The following is an 18,582-nucleotide window of genomic DNA, read 5'->3' on the forward strand; positions in this document are numbered from 1 at the left end:
TTACGCTTTCGATTCAAACAGCGGGCGGTCTGGCGATGGCGCGTACCCTTGCGTGCGGCTGTAAGTGGACGGCGTTGGGGTGAACGTCTCGATCATGGCGGTGACAAACTGGAGCGACTGCTCAATGAGCTGGCGGTTCAACTCATTCGCTTCCGCCACCGCGTTCACCGCCTGTTTCAGCCGCTCACGGCATTCACGCAATTCCTCGCGCTCCTTGCCTTTCGCCATCGCCTCGCATTGGGCGATTGTCACCGTTTCATCGCCGAGCACCTCTTTCAGCCAGCGCCGCCGCCGTTCTTCGAGTTGACGGATGGCCAAAATATGCTTTTGTTCATCCGTAAGCAAAGCCGACAGCGCCTCGATATCGTTTTTTTTCAACGCTTCCGTTTTCCGCCGCGAAAGCGCCAGCAAGCTTTCATGCAGCTCGATATGCGCCCGCAAAAGATGGATGAGTGCCGCAAACGTCATCACGATCCGCTTCCTTTATCGATGGTTTCGATAATACTCGATCATCCGCTTGGCGACCGCCCGCGGGTCGACTTGGTATGTGCCGTTTTCAATTTGTTGGCGCAGCTCATCCAATTTCGCCTGCCGCGCCTGTTCCCAGCTTGCCGCTTCTTGCAGCTCTTTCGCTTCTTTCGAAATTTCTACTTGATCTCTAGGCGCCTTCTCCGTCGCCAGCCGCTCCGTTTTGGCGAGCTGACGCTGGTACGGGTTGACGCCCATCGGTCCAATATGGTGGATTTTCATCACATTCACCTCGCTTGACCGGCGCTTGTTTGCATTTGGCTATTGTTTATATCGGAACGTTGACGGAAATGTTTAGCGTTCTTGATAGTCTTGGGTGTAATAAGTGGCATGGCGGGGACGATCTTCTTTTTCCTTTTTCCCCTCCGCCCGGCGCAAGTCGGCTTGCAGCTGGCCAAGGCACTTGGCGCACAGCCGCCCTTCACGGATCATCGCTCCGCACGAGTCGCAAGGGTAGCCGAGATTTGGAAAATGGACGAGCTGCAGCCGCCCCGCGCGAATCCATTTGATGATCAGCTTCTCCTCCACCCCTGTCGCCTCAACAACTTGCGCCATCGTCGCCGTGCGGTTTTCCCGTTTGCGCAAAAACGCGTAGACACGCTCAAACTGCCGCTCTTCCTCTTGGTGGCACGATTCGCATACATCACGCGTCGATAATTTGACAAACAACCGCCCGCACTTCGAGCAATTGGATAGTTCCGCCATCGTGGATCCCTCCCGATCATTGCCTATGAAGCCGCCGTATAAAAACTTATTAGGTTGAATAATGGCGCCCGCCTGGTGGTCACCAACTCGTCGCCAACACCGCCCCTCCTGTCAGTGACGCGTCCCTGCATGCGGCGCCGTTGAACATATTCCACAGCCGCAAGCAGATCGATAATCTGTCAATATTGATGACCAACGCAACATTGCGGAATCGATCTTGTACTCTTAAACGATTCCGTCATGTGTAAATATTAATGATCAGCCCTTGAATCTCGCCGACAAGCCGCAAAATCTCGAGTCCACGCTGTTCTTTTTGCAGCACTTCATTCGTCAGTTCAACGAGCTTTTGATCGACTTCCTTCACGAGCTTATAAATGCGCGCCCGCCCGCCGCGGCTGAAGCCGCGCTGTTCTTCCAGCTGCAGACCGTTTTTCACCGCATCGTCCAAAAACGACTTGACGAGCTGCTTATATTTGCGCAAATCCTCAACCGTCCGCGACTCGGCAAGCTTTTTCCCTTGCTCCTCGATTTGCCGGACTTGTTCGTTGATCCGCTCCCATACGACGTTGTGGCGCGTTTTCGCCATGACTTCGGTGAAGGACACCGATTCCATCGGGACGTCATCCTTGCGGCTCACGTTCGCCAGCCCAGCGCGCGTTACTTTTTGCACTTCCATCGTCATCACCTCTCGCTACCCCCATTATCGCACAATCATAGCAAAAGGGCGAGGCGTTTATGCCCCGCCCAACGCGGATTCAATTAACTTTTCAACAGCTGCAAAATCCCTTGCGGCAGCTGATTCGACTGCGCGAGCATCGCCTGCGCCGCCTGCGTCAAAATGTTGTTTTTCGTAAACTCGGCCATCTCCATCGCCATATCCGTATCGCGGATGCGGGATTCGGCGGCGGTCAAGTTTTCGTTCGCGGTTGTCAAGTTGTTAATGGTATGCTCGAGGCGGTTTTGGTAAGCCCCCATCTTAGAACGGGATTTGGATACGGAGATGATGGCATTATCCAATGTTGTGATCGCATTCTGGGCATCAGTAATCGTTTTAATATTTAAATTGCTAATGTCTGTAGCATCCTCGCCAAGAGAGTTTTTCAATTGCTGTTTCCAAGATAATGTCAACGTTTGCCCATTGTTGGCTCCAAGTTGGATATCGATATTTTGATCAGTAGCAAGAATATTCATTTTGTTAAATTGCGTATCTTGCCCAATACGGTCAATTTCTTCAATCAACTGCTGAAACTCGCTGTCAAGCGCTTCGCGATCCGTATCTTGGTTCGTCCCATTCGCCGCCTGCACAGCCAGCTCGCGCATCCGTTGCAGGATGCTGTGGACTTCGTTTAACGCCCCTTCCGCCGTTTGAATGAGCGAAATCGCATCGAGCGCGTTCCGTTCCGCCATCTGCAGGCCGCGAATTTGCGAGCGCATTTTTTCCGAAATGGCAAGCCCCGCCGCGTCGTCAGCCGCACGGTTAATGCGCAAGCCGGAGGAGAGGCGCTCCAAGTTTTTCGAAATGCTCGATTGATTGGCCGCCAAATTGCGGTAGGCGTTGAGCGCCTGAATGTTATGGTTGATTCGCATCGAAACCGACTCCTTTGCTTAAGATTGCTCATAGGCGATGAACTGCTCATACTCTGCTGTTTTGGGCTTTCGCACCGTTTGCGCGGGGGAGGCGCCGCTCTTCAGCGCCTCGTTCCACGCGGTGGCGATCGTAGTCGTTAATTGCCACACTTCCTGAACAATCTTCACGTCTTTTTTCATATTCGCCTCGATGAGGCGCTCAGCCATATAGTTGTAGAGCGCATCCAACTGATGGGCGATGATGCCCGCGTCATAGCGCAATCCAACGCCGAGGCGGCGAAGGATGTCGTTTCCTTTTTGCAGCTGTTTGTTCGCTTTCCAATAGTCTTTTTGTTCAAGGGCCGTGATGGCCTCTTCCAAACATTCCATCAATCCTTCATATAACAATGCCGTCAGCTGTTGCGAGTTTTTTTGGTAAATCCATTCTTCTGTAAAAAAATCCACTATGTATTACCCCCATTTTTATATCGGTCGTTATTTCAGGCATGTTTAGTGATTTTTTTCAAATTCCTGAATTAAAATGAGTATTTCAGCGATGACCGCATACAATTGCGGCGGGATGCGGTCGCCAAGATCAAGCTGAAGCAAGTTTTGCACGAGCAATGGATCCTCTTGAATCGGGATGTGATGCTGTTTCGCCAGTTCAATGATTTTCTGCGCCACATGTCCGCTTCCTTGGGCGACGACAGTCGGCGACTGGCCCGACGATTCGTCATACCGGATGACGGCCGCCGTCGGACCAGTCATTTGCTTTCGTTTTTTTTGATTGAAATATTGCGCCATCATATCGTGAAATCGTACCCTCTTTCCGTAAACGGTCCGTACAGGCGAACGGATGGCACCCGTTTTTCTTCTTCCTGCCGCTTCGTTTCATTCGTCAGCTTTGTGATGTTGACCATTTTGACGTGGTAGCCGATCTCCTCCAATCGCTTTTTCGCCATATCGATGAACGGCGCGGCTTTTTGGGCAAAGTCATCGCGGTCGTTGCGAAGGGTGACGGACAAGCTTCGCTCATTGGCTTGAAGCAAAATGCCGAGGTCTCCCAGTTTTTTCGTCTCCAGCAAGAAATACAGCTGACAGTTTTCCCAATCGATTCGCTCGCCATCTTGGCGGGCGTTGACATAGACGTTGACGTTCCGCACTTCATTTTGCCATCGCAACGGCAAGGAGAAGAACAGGCTTTGCATGCCCACTCCTGCGTCCCAGCGGTTCAACAGCTGTTGGCCAGTCAAATTGGCCAGCGCTTGCACCGACTGGCGCGCGATGGGTTCATTTTCGCTTTGCACAAGCTGCAAGAGCGCCGCCTTCATATTTTGCAGTGTTCCTTCCTCGTCCGCACCTTTTTGCACGAACGATTCAGCCGCCTCATACTCGTGGGTAAAACCAAACCGTCGGAATGCTTCAAACAGTTGCCGTGCTGATGGGCCGTCAACGAACGGCTGCGTCGCTTCGTTTATGTGCCGGAGAAATGCTTTGGACGCATCTTCCTGCGGTTCGCCCAACCCAACCACAAAATGCTTCACTTTTGCTTCGGAAAGTTTCAGTTCCATATTCGCAAGGGTCTCTTTTACCCCATTGACCAATTTTCGAGCGCCTTGCTCATCCCCTTGACGAAGCCGCTTTTTCGCTTCAGCCAGCTGGGAGCTCGCCTTCATCAGCTGCTTTTCCGTCGCCATGTCCGTAAACAGCATCAAATCACTTTTTAAAATGACGTTGTCCAACTGCTTAATTGCGCTTTCCAAGTACTGTTTTGCCTGCAAGCGGGCGGCTTGTCCTCTTTGTTCCGCCCAGTGCAGCACCGTCTCCAAATGGCGCATCACATTGCGCTTCACAATCTGAAAGTCACGGGACGCCTGTGCCATTTTGGCTGTGACCGTTTGCACGAGAAAGTCTTTCGTTTGCATCGGCACACTCACTTGCATCCATGTTCCATTAAGCGGAACATGGTCCAATGATCCCGAAGAAAGGGTTTGTTCCATGTCACTCAACATATCGAATAACGATTTCCGGGCAGCAAGCTCTCTTCCGTTTTCCATCAACTGGCGCACTTCTGTCAATGCTTCGTTGAACGCCTGCCTCCAGGCAGGATGAATCTGAACTCCTTCTCCAATCTCCTTTTGAATCAAGTCAAGCACTTGTTCAAGATGCGGCTCTTTTTTCAGTTGCTCGATGGCATGAAGAACCTTGTCGCGCAATAAATTGATCGCTTGCATCATCTCTGTGCCGTTTGCCTTTTGATGCGGTTCGGACAAAAGAGCTGTTAATCGTTGCAGCAATTGTTGAACGAATTCTTGTGGAGAACCAACAAGGGACATAGAAGTTGACGCACTGTCGTCCAATTTTCCTTCCATGGAAACGCGGACTTTCTTTTGTTCATTCACCTTAAGCTCCTCTACCATATCTACGAGCCTCTCTCCGAGCGGCTTCCCATGCAGCGCCTCATGGACGGCCGCAAGATGAACGTTCGTCAGTTCTAAATGCTTATTGATGACCGCGCGGACGGTATCGAGTTTTTGCTCTACGGTGCCTGGAGCTTCGGCGAAAAACGTTCGCAAGGTGGAAACGATCTCTTTCGTGAGCGGCTGCCCGTGTTTTTGCAGCCAAGCGTCGACCTGCCTTAGCTCGGTCGATAACGGTTCAGAGGCAGAAAAACGAACCGCTTGTTCATTCGCCTCTTGTGGCGGGCGGGGAACGATTCGCGCCACAGGGACTCCCGCTTGTTCACCGACGACCTTGATCGTCACACGCCCTTCCTGTGGCCACTCTCCTTCTGTCCGAACCCGTACATCCGTTCCTTTGAGATGGACGACCGCTTCGTCACCTTTTTTCTCCTTGACCACCGCGTCATACGTTTCACCTTTTTGCAACACAACTGGCTGGTCAGGCGCGATCATCGCTTGCTTCACAAAAATGTTACGAACTTCCATCTCTGTTCACTCTCCGCTCGATCGGTTACCACTGTTTATATCGGCATCCCTCAGGCAAATGTTTAGCCCACTCACGCCCTCACTAGCGTCAACGCCCCCACCTCTGCCGCCCCCGCTTCAAGCAAAACAAGGGCCGCGTGGCGGACGGTGATGCCCGTCGTGTAAATGTCATCGATGAGAACGATTCGTTTTCCGTCAATCGGCGGATGTCCGGAGAGAAAAAACGGGTTGTCGGTCTCGAGCCGCTCACGGCGCGATTTTTTCGATTGTTTTTCGGAATGCTTGCGAGAAAGCCAAGGGAAACACGGAAACGGAAGCAGGCGGGCGAGCGCTTCCGCTTGGTTGAAGCCGCGCTCATACAGCCGTTCGGGGCTCAGCGGGATTGGGACGATGTGCCAATCGCGGCCGAAATGTCGGCGAAACGCTTGGGAAAACGGACGGCGGAATGCCTCGACGATGACATAGTCGCCGCGGAATTTCCATAAGGCGACGACGTCTTTCATCCAGTCGTTGTATATATACACAGATCGGTTTTTCACGAGCACCCTCCCCCATTGTTCATCTTCCTGCCACCGGAGACAGTCGGCGCACAGCGATGGCTTGGCTTCCTCGAGCGGGCGGCCGCACATCTCGCAAAGGCGGCCGTCAATGAGTTTGAACGACCCGCGGCAGCGTGGGCAAAGGACGTCAAGGTCTTCGAGGAAAAGAAGCTGGCGCCAGCTCGCGATCGGGTTGTACGGAGAATGGCAAAGGAGGCAGTTCATCGATGCAGCAACCCCCTTTTCTTTGCTGTCTCATTCATGCGTACAATGTGGCGGCGCGCCCGCACCATCTCATTCGTTTTTCCGTGATGGAAAAAGCGGACATCGCCATCCGGAAATACGGCGTGGCGGCCCACGCGGCCGGCGATTTGCACGAGAGCGCTTTCCGTGAAGATGCGGTCTTCGGCGCCGAGAACGGCGACATCGATGTTCGGCACCGTCACTCCCCGTTCAAGGATCGTCGTTGTGACGAGCAGCGGCACGCGCCCATCGCGAAATGCCTGAACGTGCTCGGCTCTGTCTGGGGCTTCGGCATGAACGCCGACGATGCGGGGATCGACGCGCTGCAAGAGGCGGGTGACAGCTTCAAGCTCATCGATATGGGGAACGAACAAAAACGCTTGTTTTCCCTGCGCCAAACGATGGAGAACCCACGCAAGGACGTTTTCGGGCAAGCGGCCGCGCTCTAACCGTTTGCGCCAATTGCCGCACCATTCGAACACGGGGACGGGAAGCGGACGGCCGTGGTAGCGGGCGGGGATGACGACAGCTTTCCGTTTGCCTCTTGTGATGTCAAGCTGCCAAGCACGCGATGGGGTGGCGGTTAAATAAATGAGGCTCGACTGTTCTTTCCGCGCTTGACTGACGGCGTATTGGAGCATCGGCTCAACAGAATATGGAAAGGCATCGACTTCATCCACGATCATAACGTCAAAGACGCGGTAAGCCCGCAGCAACTGGTGGGTGGTTGAGAGGACCAAGGAAGCGATCCGCCCGCGCTCTTCGCTTCCGCCGTGCCAAACAGCGAGCGGAACGCACGGGAACGCTTGGCGAAAGCGGGGAGCAAGCTCGCGGACAACATCGGTCCGTGGCGTGGCGAGGCCAACGCGCCAGCCCTTCTCGAGCGCGGCGGCGATGGCGGGAAACAAAATCTCGGTTTTCCCTGCGCCGCATACGGCCCAAACGAGCAGTTCGCTTCGATCGAGCACGGCCTGTTTGACAGCCATAGCGGCATCCTCCTGAGCGGCGGACAGCGTCCCATCCCAAACAAGCGGCGCCTCGTGCCGCTCGGACGGAAGCGGCATCGTCACGTGCACAAGGTGAGTGCAGGAGCTGATGCGCCCCATCACGAGACACTTGCGGCAATACGCGCAATCCGATCCGCAGCGGGCGCATGGAAACGATGCAAAAAGACGCGCATCTTCATTCCCGCAGCGCACACAGCGCCAGCCGCTTGATGTTTTGATGAGGCCGGGATGTTCGTGAACCCAACCGGCTTGCACCGCGGCTTTGATTTCTTCATCAGAAAACGGCAGTTGTTCGCGTGGGAGGCGCTGGCCGTTCAACCATGAAACGAGGTGTGGAACACAAGATGGTTGTTGGATGCACAAGAAGCATCACTCCTTTTGAACGTATGAAAAGCACGTTCCCCAGCTGAGAGGCAAGAAGAGCAGATGACGCGGCAAAAACCCTCTCTCCCCAAGTTGAGAGGCTTGAAGCGCATAAAGGTACAGGAAGAGCGATCGACGGCGTTCTTTTTCGTAAAAAGTTAGAAAGATGGTGAAAAATGGGCGTCATGCGCAAAACAGCAACATTCCGCTAGAAAAGAAAGTGGAGATGAAAAGGCCTTTCCAAATGGAATAAGGATGTGGTTTGACCGTCTTTTTCACGACATATCGGCCTTCGAAAGAAATGGATGCGGCGAAACATGACGACAGCGAAGATTCACAGGAGAGTCATGGAGCCGATCAATAACGTGTTTCGACAACATTCCCAGGGAAATAGCGACAAATTTTTCAGGAAAGGAAAACGGTTCGACAAGTTTGGCCAGCCCCACATCTCCGCCCGTTTCATAAAGTGGAGAGAGGAGAAGAAGACGATGCAGCTGACGAATTTGACATTCCCCACACCTAAAGGGAATAGGTTTTCTCGCTCTTATGTTTGTCACAGATGAATTCGTCAACTGCGGGCAGTTATGGAGAATACCGCCGAAGGAGAATGGCAAGCGCATTGAAGTTGGATGAGGAAATCGATAAAAACATTATATGAAATAGCATCCACTATGAATAGCATCAACATGGCCCAAAACTCATTCGGATCATTTCGTCCCATGAACGCCAAACGGGAAGACGGAAACATCTTGATCGACCATACAGCGGAAACGAGAATCCGCCGCCGTGCAAGGCGGAGCGCACCGTTCCGCCTTGCGCTTGGCTGTAGAGCCTCGAGACGGCGCTTTGCGGCCTCGGCTTAAGGCTGATACCACGTCAACCCGAGCGCGCCTTCGCCGACGTGCGTGGCGATGACGGGGCCAAAATAGCTGATCGAAAATTCGACGTGCGGATAGCGGGCGGACAGCTCATCGCGCCAGCGGTGCGCTTCATCGGGCTGGTTGGCGTGGATGATGGCGGCTTTGAGCGGCACACCCTTTTCCGCATCTTCGGCGAACAGCTCTTCGATGCGGTGGATCGCTTTTTTGCGCGTGCGGATTTTTTCAAACGGCACGATCACTTTGTTTTCAAAGCGAAGAAGCGGCTTGATTTGCAAGAGGCCGCCGATGAACGCCTGCGCCCCGGTCAGCCGTCCGCCCCGCTGCAGATGGGCCAAGTCATCGACCATAAAGTAGGCGCGCAGCGTTTGTTTCATTTCATCCAAGCGAGCGATGATATCCTCAGGAGACCTCCCCGCCTGCGCCATTTCCGCCGCTTCGATCGCATAAAACCCTTGTGCCATGCAGCTGATTTCCGAGTCGTATGCGTAAACACGCAATCCGTCCACCATCGTCCCTGCCGTGACCGCCCCTTGGTACGTGCCGCTGATGCCGCTTGAGAGGTGGATGCTGACGACCGCCTCGTATCCTTCCTCGCGAATGGCGGTGAACAAGTCAACAAACTCACCGACCGACGGTTGGGACGTCGTCGGCAACGTCGGATGCTGCTTGATTTTGGCAAAAAATTCATCGGCCGTCATATCAATCTCTTCGCGGTACGTCTCATTCCCGAAAATGACGCTGAGCGGAATCAGGCGAATGCCCAACCTCTCGCGCACCTCTTTCGGCAAGTAGGCCGTGCTGTCGGTGACAATTGCCGTTTTCACGAACGCCATTCCTTCCTGATTTCAAATTTTCTTCCATTATACCAAAAAGACAAACCGCCCACCACTACGAATCCAAATGGGGGATAGCGCACCGCAAGGACCTAAACAAAGCCGCTTGCCGCCAACTACAAAACAGCTTGTCCTCACCACGGACACACCAACAACGAAGCATCGCTGCCTCGATCCCCTCAACACCAGCCGCCAGACGCCCATCCAATCCGCTGACAATAGGCGGAAACGAAGGGGGCATTGCCATTAGCGCACTTCCACCCAGCCGTTTTTGATCGCAACCACAACGGCTTGCGTCCGGTCGTTGACGTTTAACTTTTGCAGGATGCTGCTGACATGGTTTTTCACCGTTTTTTCGCTAATGTAAAGCGCCTCGCCGATGGCGCGGTTGCTTTTGCCGTCAGCCAACAGCTGCAGCACTTCGCACTCGCGCCGCGTCAGCAAATGAAGCGGGCGGCGCACCTCCTGCTTAACCACTGCGCCGCCTTTTTCCGTCGTCAATCGGCGGTATTCGCGAATCAAGTTGTGCGTCACTTTCGGATGCAAGTACGAACCGCCTTCCGCGACGATTCTCACCGCCTCAATGAGTGTATCGGCGTCCATCTCCTTCAACAAATACCCGGTCGCTCCCGTCTGCAAGGCGCGCATGACATAGTTTTCATCGTCATGAATCGACAGCACGACGACTTTCGTATCAGGGTAAGCTTCAATCAGCTGTTTCGTCGCCTCAACGCCGTTGATGTCCGGCATGTTAATGTCCATCAGCACCAAATCGGGTCGGTATGTTTCGACGATTGAAAGCGCTTCGCTTCCGTCGCTTCCTTCCGCCACGACTTCAAAATCGCCCTCAAATTCCAAAATGCGCTTGATGCCCTCGCGAAACAGCTGGTGATCGTCGATAATCGCGATGCGTGTTTTCATCGTTTCCTTTCCTCCTTGTTCGTTTTGTCAGTCGAACGGTCGAGCGGAACGCGAATGAACACGGTCGTTCCGCTGCCAATCTTTGAGCGGATGTCGAGCGTGCCGCCGAGCAGCTCCACCCGCTCCCGCATTCCAATCAAGCCGAACGCATTTTCTTTTTTGACCGATGGATCAAATCCTTTGCCATCGTCTTTGACACTGACAAGCAGATGGTGGCACGTCACTTCCATTTTGACGTCGATATGGCGCGCTTCGGCATGCTTCAAGGCGTTTTGCACCGATTCTTGGACAAGCCGAAACACGGCCGCCTCCATCCGCGACGGCAGCCGAATTTCTTCGCCGATATGTACAAAGGAAATGTGGACTCCCTTGTTATATTCTTCGGTCGTTTGCAAGTATTTTTTTAGCGTCGGAACCAATCCTAAATCATCAAGCGCCATCGGCCGCAAATCGTAAATGATGCGGCGCACTTCGGACAAAGCCGAACGCACCATTTTGCGAAAATCACGAATCTCGGCGATCGCCGCCTCTGTCCCTCGCTCTTTGATCACCTTTTCGACCAAATCAGACCGAAGAAGGACGTGAGCGAGCAGCTGCGCCGGGCCGTCATGGATTTCCCGCGACAGCCGCCGCCGCTCTTCTTCCTGGGCTTCGATGATTTTCAGCCCAAATTCCTGCTTTTGCTTCGCTCCTTCAATAAGCTCGCCGACCTGGCGGAAATCGCTGTTTAAGTAGTGGAGCACGACCGTAATTTGTCCAACTAAATAATCGGCGCGTTCGATAATTTGCGCAAGGCTCGCCAATCTCCGCTCGAGCTCGTCGCGGCGCAGCCGCAGCTGTTTCTCCCGCTCGCGCACCATCGTCAGCTTCATATGCAACTCATGCGCCGCTTCATACGCCTCGCGAATATCTTGCTCCGAGTGGGTGGAAAAGTTTTGACTCACTTCCGACAGGCGGCGGCGCGCCTGACGCGCCTTCATTTCCAGCTGATCCGCTTCTTCGATCGCCTGCACGGTCAGCTGCTTCACCTCCTCGAGTTCGCGAAGCAAATGGTCGTGCTCTTGACGCGACTGCTCCCCGATGCGGAAAATTTCGTCTTTGCTGTGTTGAACGGTGTCGATCATTTTTTCGACAATCCGATCTAATTGCTTCACGTCCCACTGTTTTGCCTCAGCCATTTGCCAACCTCCAACAGCGCTGCCAAGCGGTGCGCATGGGCGCCAGCAAAATTTGTTTGAAGGAAAAAAGTTGTCGATTTATAATAATAAAAGCATGCCCTATCTATTGCTCTTTTATTTTCAGTTTACCATAATTAGAGTAGAGCGCTAGCCATTCATGCAAAAAAATGAACAAAATTAAACCGTTTTCGCGTTTTTTGTATGTTGAGGTGTTTTGCTTTGTTGCAAACATATTACACGGTCAAAGGATACGGCGAACGCGAGATCGTGATCGAAAAATCACGGTTCATCTGCTATATCAATCGCGCTGAAACCGAGGAAGAGGCCGTCGCCTTTATTCAACAAATCAAGAAGAAGCATTGGGATGCCACCCACAACTGCTCCGCCTATTTGATCGGCGAGCATGACCAAATCCAAAAAGCGAACGATGACGGCGAGCCGAGCGGCACCGCAGGGGTGCCCATGCTTGAGGTGCTGAAGAAAAAAGGGGTGAAAGACACCGTCGCCGTTGTCACCCGCTACTTTGGCGGCATCAAGCTCGGCGCGGGCGGGTTGGTGCGCGCTTACAGCCGCGCCGTCTCCGAGGGGCTGAACGCCGCCGGCATCGTCGAGCGTCGGCTCATGCGCGTCATGCATGTTACGATCGACTACCCGTGGCTTGGGAAGGTGGAAAATGAGCTGCGCTCTTCCGTATATACTATTAAAAATATCCAATATGCCGACCGCGTCACGTTTGATGTTCTCGTTCCCGAGGACGGCCAGTCTTCGTTCGGCGAGTGGATGACCGAACTGACAAACGGAAGGGCGGACATTCAGGCGGGAGCGATGGAGTATGCCGAACGGTTGCTTCCGTCTTCCTAAAACGACACCGTAAAGGAAAGAAGGGTTAAACGATGAATCATACAAGAAAAACGGTGAAAAAGCGAAAGAAAAAAAAGCGGCTCCGCCGATTATTTTTGCTCGTGTTTCTTCTTTTGCTCGGGGGTGTCGGCGCCTTTGGCTACAATATTTACTCCGAGACGAAACAGGCGTCAAGCAAAATTTATCAAGCGCTTGATCCATCAGGCAAGCCGGCAAGAAACATTGAGATGCGCAAAGACCCATTTACCGTTCTGTTAGTCGGAGTGGAAAACCAGTACCACGACGAGGAGGGGCGGTCTGATGTCGTCATGCTTTTGACCGTCAATCCGAAGACGAACAAAGTGTATTTGTTGAGCATTCCGCGCGACACGCGCGTTTACATCCCGAGCGAAGGGCGGAAAGACAAAATCACCCATTCTTACAGTCATGGCGGCATTCAATCGACAATTGCAGCCGTCAATGAGCTGATCGATGTACCGATTGACTATTACGTGACAACCGATTTTGACGGGTTCCAGAAAATTGTCGATTCCTTAGGCGGCGTCACGGTGGATGTTCCGTTCACATTCAAAGCCCAACTGACCGGCTCCCTCAAATGGCATACGTTCCATAAAGGCAAACAAGAGTTGAACGGCAATGAAGCGCTCGCCTATGTGCGCATGAGAAAATCGGACCCCCGCGGCGATTTTGGCCGAAACGAGCGGCAAAAACAAGTCATTCGCGCCATTATTGACAAAAGCACGTCCATCACCTCGCTGCCGAAGCTGGATGACGTCATCGCCGATTTAGGGGATCACGTGCGGACGAACATCCCTCCGTCCGATTTGTTGTCGTTCATCTATGTCTATCAAAAAATGAAAAACGCGGATGTAGAAAATTTGCATTTGAAAGGATACGACGAAACGATCAACGGCGTGTACTACTACATCCCCGACGAGCAATCGGTCAGCTCAATCAATGAAACGCTGCGGCAAGCGCTCGAGACGTCCAACGCCTCCCTCACGCGCAGCGATTCACCATCCACACAAAGCCAAAATTAACGATCACAAAGAAGGTGCTCCCAAAAGCAATGGGGCGCCTTTTTCCATTTACAGCGTATATCATGCCGCAATGATGATGAAAGAACACAACTTTTCATGTCCTCTGCTTTTTTTCTCTCTTTTTCAACAAAACTTTTCATTTTTTCTCATAATAGGACTGAATTCGGGTTGGATAAAACGGCAAAATTCGCTATGATAGTATAGAAAACGCAAACTTGAGAAAAAAGGGGGGATCGAATCCTTGAAAAAAACGCTTCTTTCCGTCTTGTTGGCGACTTGCCCGCTGTGGCCGTCGGCCGCCTTGGCCGCCGATGGAAGTCCGTCCTCATCCTCACCGACACTCATGGTCGCTGAGCATAACGCTTTGCTGAGGAGAGGAGCGACGGATTCCTATCAAATCGTCGAATCCATTTCCGCTGGCCAACAAGTAAAGGTCATCGACAAGTTCCAAAACGCTGCTGGCGAAACGTGGTATCGCATCGAATATAAGGGCATCACGGGCTGGGCGCGGGCAGACGACTTTTCTGAAGCGCATGTCTCTTCCGCCTTCCCTAACGTGATGTTCGCCAAGCAAGACTCGTTGCTGAGAAGAGGGGCAACCGATTCATATCGGTCCGTTGGTTCGATTCCCGCTGGCCAACAAGTGAAAGTCATAGACGAGTTTCAAAATGCCTATGGTGAAACGTGGTACCGCATCGAGTACGGAGGCGTCACCGGCTGGACGCGTGCGGACAGCTTTTCCAACCAACCGCCTTCCATGCTCGTCGGAAAGCGTGCGGTGATCGCCGCCAACGACATCGCGATGCGCAAGGGGGCATCCCCTTACTATCCGGTCGTCAAAACACTGTCTAACGGCGATGTCGTCTCCATCATTGCCGAGTTCACCAATTCGCTCGGGGAACAGTATGTGCGTGCGGAGTGGGCGGGAGTCAAAGGATGGGTGAAAACGGAACAGATCTACATACCCAAACAGCTTCCGACACTTTTGCCGACATTCATGAACGTTGTGCAGTCCTCCCCGGTTCGCCGCGGGGCGAGCGTCCATTACCGCGCCGTCGCCACAGTGTCACGCGGTCAATCTGTCAAAGTGATCGATTTGTTCGTCACAAATGGTCAGGAACTTTGGTGCCGCGTTGATCTCGGACATGTCCGGGGATGGGTGTCGGAAAAAGTGTTGACGATGTCATCAACCATGTCGGTTCCAAGCGGTGTCTCGGATACGTCCAGCGTCTCAGGCCAGCCGCTGACGGTCAGCGTTTCGGTCGCCAATGTGCGGCAAGCTCCATCTTTAAAAGCAAAAGTCGTCACCCAACTGAAAAAAGGAACCAAACTGAACAGCCTGTCAAGCGCCAAAGATGCGTCGGGAGCGCTTTGGTACAAAGTGTCCCTCAATGGAAAAACGCTCGGCTGGGTGCACGAGACGGTCGTAACCAAATCCTACCTTTCCCCACCAGCCAGCCAGGGGATGCAAAAGCAGGTGACAACCGCTAATGCGGCGCTGTTTGCCGAACCTTCGTTGAGCGCCGCCGTCATCGAGCGGATTGCGAAAAACCGAACGGTCACGGTTTTGAAGACGACAGAAGCATCTCCGTTCGACTGGGTGCAAGTCACCTCTGCATCGGGGAAAACGGGATGGATGCCGGTGTTTGAAGTAAAAGCCCCATCCTACGTATACGTCAAACAGGCGGGCACTCCGCTGCGCCGAGGTGCATCTTCGAACTATCAATCGTTGAAGGCGTTGGCAGCGAATGAGCGGCTTGCTGTCCTTTACGAATATCATGGATGGCTGAATGTCGAAACATCCAATGGCGTCCGCGGATGGGTGGAGGAATCAAGCACCTCTACCGTCGCCTTAAATAGTCTCGTTGAACCGACGTTTTCGACCATCAACGAAGATGCCTATTTGACGTGGAAAAAAACTTCTAATTTCCGCGTCTCCTATTCGTTGTTGCCGGGCAATCGTCTGAAAATCACCGGCTCGTTTTCCTACGCTGAAGTCCCGTCGACCGACATTCCAGGCATACAAACGGTGGAGTGGAACGGCAGCAGCCTGCTCATCACCTTTGAACCGGGGTACACGTTCACCCTTCGCCATTACAGCGACCGATTGGCGCTGAAAATTCTCGAGACCGGACTCAAGGGCAAAAAAATCATCATTGACGCAGGGCATGGGGCGCACGACACCGGGGCGATCGGCCCTGGCGGCACGCGGGAAAAAGATATTACTCTCGACACCGCCTTATTGCTAAAAGAAGAATTGGAGCGGGCCGGAGCGATCGTGAAATTGACGCGAAGCACCGACATCTTTTTGGAGCTGTCTGAACGGACATGGATCGCCAACAGTTCCGACTACGACGCCTTTATCAGCATTCACGCCGACTCGTACTCGCGGACATCTCGCGGAACGACAACGTACTACAACGTATCGAGCAACTTCAATGGGCCAAAAAGCGAGCAGTTGGCCGCCATCGTGCAAAAACATCTTGTCCAACAGCTCGGAACATATGACCGCGGCCATAAAACGCAAGACTTTTACGTCAACCGGAAAAACGAGCTGCCGAGCATTCTCGTTGAGCTCGCCTTCATCTCCAATCCAAATGAAGAGGCGCTGCTCAAAACGAAAGCGTTCCGCCAAAAAGCGGCCGTCGGCATTCGCGAAGGACTGGAAGAGTATTTCAGCCAATTCTAGTTTGTTCGCGTTCGGAGAATAATAGCATGAGAAGGCCGGTAATGCAACGGATTGCAAAGCTTTACGACGGAGTTCGTCAAACTGAGAAACATGGCAGCATCGCGTTTTCATTCCTTGCGATTCCTCATGAACCGAGCGAATCCGTTGTTTTTCACCGGCCTTTTAGGAAAGCTATTATTCTCCTTTCTTTCCATATCCAAAAACGGGGGAGATGAACATGATGAAACGAAAAGCCAAATGGGCCGTTGCTGCCAGCCTGGCGTTCGGAATGACGGCAGGCGCCCTCTTGTTTACGCCATCGGCGATGAAAGCATCGGAAGAAGTCGTGTTAGCGAGCGTCGACTGGGTGACTTCCCAGCTCAACCCGATGAAAAACGACATTGCCAACCTGAAAGCACAACTGGCCGCCCAGCAACAACAAATTCAACAACTTCAACAACAACTTGCCAGCAAACCCGCTTCGCCTTCTTTGCCTTCTGTCGTCTATGTAGTGAAAAACAATGCGGCCGTCCGCAGCGGAGCGTCAACGAGCTACCGCGTCATCACTTATAAACAGGCAGGGGCTTCACTGCAAGTGGTCGGGGCGCACCTTACTTCCCAAGGATTGTGGTACAACATCATCCTCTCCTCATCGTTGAAAGGTTGGATTTATTCCGGCGATGTCTCGACATCCGCCGTCAGCAGCGACAGCACCAAGCACGTCATCGCCACGGCCGCGGTCAATATTCGAAAAGGAGCGACGACTTCTTATCCGATTATTGCGACCGTTCCAAAAGGGACAGAGATGGTCTATATTCAGCCGTTTACCAACAGCAAAGGGGAGAAATGGTACAACGTGCAACTGTCTGATGGGCGTCGGGGTTGGATGGCCGCTGAATTTGGTGAGGTGAAGTAGACGGTGAAAAAATTGGCGTGGTTGGCCGTCGGCCTGTTTTTGCTCATCGTCTCTCCTTCCGCGTCGAACGCCGCTGGGGTGAAAACGTACAACAATCCCGTGCAAGTCCTTTTATATAAAGGGACATCGGTGACAGTCGCCGTCGAAGGAAACTATCAAATCGTCAATAAAGAGACGTTGACGATCACCCCGCTGCCAAGCGGGACAAATCTGACATTTCAGTCTTCCTCTTCGACCGTGTTTGTCACGTACAATGGAAAGACGGATTTTTCAAGCACCGGATTTACCATTCAAGAAACGATCGGCGCTGCGCCGTTGTCGCTTGTGAAAGTGAATCAAACCCGTTATCGCGGCAGCGTCGACATTCGCCGGCAAAGCAACGTCTTGTATGCTGTCAATATTTTAGATATGGAAGATTATTTAAAAGGAGTCGTGCCGAGCGAGATGCCCGCCTCTTGGCCGCTCGAAGCGCTGAAGGCGCAAGCCATTGCGGCCCGAAACTATGCCTATAAACATAAAACAAGTTTGACGACCAATCCAAACACACAGACGTATAAAGGATATGATGGAGAATCTCCACGATCGAACGCGGCAGTGGATGCAACAAGAGGATTGTATCTGAAATATAATGGCAGTATCATTGAAACGTATTACCACTCGACAAGCGGCGGCAGAACCGCCAATGTAAGCGACGTCTGGAACTCGTCGCAAACCGCCTACCCATATTTGGCGAGCGTCGATGACCCGTATGAATCATCGCCGTACAGCCGATGGTCATTCATCTTCTCCCCAGCTGTGCTGCTGCGTTCGTTCGGGTTCACCGATCCATCGGTTGTTTTATACGACGTCTCGATCGCCAAAACCGGCGCGAACGGAGAAGTGGGTGCCGTCACGATTGAAACCTCGGCAGGCGAAAAAACGGTGAAAGGCAATGAAACGACCATCCGCAAACTGTTCCCGCTAGACGGCAATCAATTTTACGGCATCTTGCCGTCCAACTGGTTTGACATTCAAGTGCAAAAAAGCGGTCCATCCGTGTCGATTCAAACGGCCAGCGGCAACATCGCCGCCTCTTCCTTGTCATCTTACTCCGTCCAAACAGGGAACGGAACGGTTTCGCTCGCCGGCGTCGAAGGAATCAAGGTGCAAACAACGGATGGCATCGTGCCGCTTTCCGCCTCGCCGTCAGGGGTTAGCTCGATCACTGTCACTGGAAAAGGATGGGGGCACCGGATCGGCATGAGCCAATACGGAGCAAAAGCATTTGCCGAGCGTGGATGGACGGCGGAGCAAATTTTAGAGCATTACTTCCGCGGGGCGGAAGTCTCGTTCGAGTGAAAGCATGACGATTGTGAAGGAAAACATCACTCGCATTCCAACACTCC

The 18,582-nt window shown here is 52.9% G+C and carries 18 protein-coding genes; 5 read left to right on the forward strand and 13 right to left on the reverse strand.

Features of this window, described 5'->3' with window-relative positions; translation table 11 throughout:
* The 13 genes from GT3570_RS15320 to GT3570_RS15380 form a co-directional block, all read right to left on the reverse strand.
* Complete coding sequence (locus tag GT3570_RS15320) at positions 1 to 468, reverse strand: flagellar protein FlgN (RefSeq protein WP_014196773.1); 468 nt, start codon at positions 466 to 468, stop codon at positions 1 to 3.
* 15 nt (positions 469 to 483) lie between these two features.
* Positions 484 to 750, reverse strand: a complete 267-nt coding sequence (gene flgM, locus GT3570_RS15325) for a flagellar biosynthesis anti-sigma factor FlgM (protein WP_033012495.1) — start codon at positions 748 to 750, stop codon at positions 484 to 486.
* A 72-nt stretch (positions 751 to 822) separates the two neighbouring features.
* Positions 823 to 1,233 (reverse strand): TIGR03826 family flagellar region protein, encoded by a 411-nt coding sequence (locus GT3570_RS15330; RefSeq protein WP_062898966.1) that lies wholly within the window; start codon positions 1,231 to 1,233, stop codon positions 823 to 825.
* Positions 1,234 to 1,471: 238 nt separating this feature from the next.
* Complete coding sequence (locus tag GT3570_RS15335; RefSeq protein WP_011232611.1) at positions 1,472 to 1,909, reverse strand: YaaR family protein; 438 nt, start codon at positions 1,907 to 1,909, stop codon at positions 1,472 to 1,474.
* Between the two features lie 83 nt (positions 1,910 to 1,992).
* Entirely contained in the window at positions 1,993 to 2,820 is an 828-nt protein-coding gene (locus GT3570_RS15340) for a flagellin N-terminal helical domain-containing protein (RefSeq protein ID WP_014196776.1), read from the reverse strand.
* Between the two features lie 18 nt (positions 2,821 to 2,838).
* The gene (gene fliS / locus GT3570_RS15345) at positions 2,839 to 3,264 is read right to left on the reverse strand and encodes a flagellar export chaperone FliS (protein ID WP_014196777.1); all 426 of its coding nucleotides are present in this window, start codon (positions 3,262 to 3,264) and stop codon (positions 2,839 to 2,841) included.
* A 45-nt stretch (positions 3,265 to 3,309) separates the two neighbouring features.
* Positions 3,310 to 3,606 (reverse strand): EscU/YscU/HrcU family type III secretion system export apparatus switch protein, encoded by a 297-nt coding sequence (locus GT3570_RS15350; RefSeq protein WP_014196778.1) that lies wholly within the window; start codon positions 3,604 to 3,606, stop codon positions 3,310 to 3,312.
* Positions 3,603 to 5,747: a hypothetical protein gene (locus tag GT3570_RS15355; RefSeq protein WP_014196779.1), complete on the reverse strand. Its 2,145-nt coding sequence runs from the start codon at positions 5,745 to 5,747 to the stop codon at positions 3,603 to 3,605. Before GT3570_RS15355 ends, GT3570_RS15350 begins: the two co-directional genes overlap by 4 nt.
* 71 nt (positions 5,748 to 5,818) lie before the next feature.
* Complete coding sequence (locus GT3570_RS15360) at positions 5,819 to 6,511, reverse strand: ComF family protein (RefSeq protein WP_014196780.1); 693 nt, start codon at positions 6,509 to 6,511, stop codon at positions 5,819 to 5,821.
* Entirely contained in the window at positions 6,508 to 7,899 is a 1,392-nt protein-coding gene (locus GT3570_RS15365; protein ID WP_062898967.1) for an ATP-dependent helicase ComFA, read from the reverse strand. Before GT3570_RS15365 ends, GT3570_RS15360 begins: the two co-directional genes overlap by 4 nt.
* Before the next feature lie 859 nt (positions 7,900 to 8,758).
* The gene (locus GT3570_RS15370; RefSeq protein WP_011232619.1) at positions 8,759 to 9,604 is read right to left on the reverse strand and encodes a DegV family protein; all 846 of its coding nucleotides are present in this window, start codon (positions 9,602 to 9,604) and stop codon (positions 8,759 to 8,761) included.
* Positions 9,605 to 9,859: 255 nt separating this feature from the next.
* Positions 9,860 to 10,534 carry a response regulator gene (locus GT3570_RS15375; protein WP_020278885.1) on the reverse strand — a complete coding sequence of 225 codons (675 nt, stop codon included), beginning with the start codon at positions 10,532 to 10,534 and terminating at the stop codon, positions 9,860 to 9,862.
* A complete protein-coding gene (locus GT3570_RS15380) occupies positions 10,531 to 11,712 on the reverse strand; it encodes a sensor histidine kinase (RefSeq protein WP_023633632.1) in 1,182 nt (393 codons plus the stop codon). Before GT3570_RS15380 ends, GT3570_RS15375 begins: the two co-directional genes overlap by 4 nt.
* A 219-nt stretch (positions 11,713 to 11,931) precedes the next feature.
* On the opposite strand from GT3570_RS15380, the gene GT3570_RS15385 reads away from it, so the two are divergent.
* From GT3570_RS15385 to GT3570_RS15405, 5 genes are all read left to right on the forward strand, one after another.
* Entirely contained in the window at positions 11,932 to 12,573 is a 642-nt protein-coding gene (locus tag GT3570_RS15385; protein WP_014196788.1) for a YigZ family protein, read from the forward strand.
* 32 nt (positions 12,574 to 12,605) lie between these two features.
* Entirely contained in the window at positions 12,606 to 13,613 is a 1,008-nt protein-coding gene (locus tag GT3570_RS15390; protein ID WP_062898968.1) for an LCP family protein, read from the forward strand.
* A gap of 241 nt (positions 13,614 to 13,854) precedes the next feature.
* The gene (locus GT3570_RS15395; protein ID WP_023633630.1) at positions 13,855 to 16,302 is read left to right on the forward strand and encodes an SH3 domain-containing protein; all 2,448 of its coding nucleotides are present in this window, start codon (positions 13,855 to 13,857) and stop codon (positions 16,300 to 16,302) included.
* Between the two features lie 217 nt (positions 16,303 to 16,519).
* The gene (locus GT3570_RS15400; protein WP_031212437.1) at positions 16,520 to 17,197 is read left to right on the forward strand and encodes an SH3 domain-containing protein; all 678 of its coding nucleotides are present in this window, start codon (positions 16,520 to 16,522) and stop codon (positions 17,195 to 17,197) included.
* Between the two features lie 3 nt (positions 17,198 to 17,200).
* Positions 17,201 to 18,535 carry a SpoIID/LytB domain-containing protein gene (locus GT3570_RS15405; protein ID WP_014196793.1) on the forward strand — a complete coding sequence of 445 codons (1,335 nt, stop codon included), beginning with the start codon at positions 17,201 to 17,203 and terminating at the stop codon, positions 18,533 to 18,535.
* Positions 18,536 to 18,582: the final 47 nt, after the last annotated feature.

The sequence above is a fragment of the Geobacillus thermoleovorans genome, from assembly GCF_001610955.1.
Lineage (GTDB): Bacteria > Bacillota > Bacilli > Bacillales > Anoxybacillaceae > Geobacillus > Geobacillus thermoleovorans.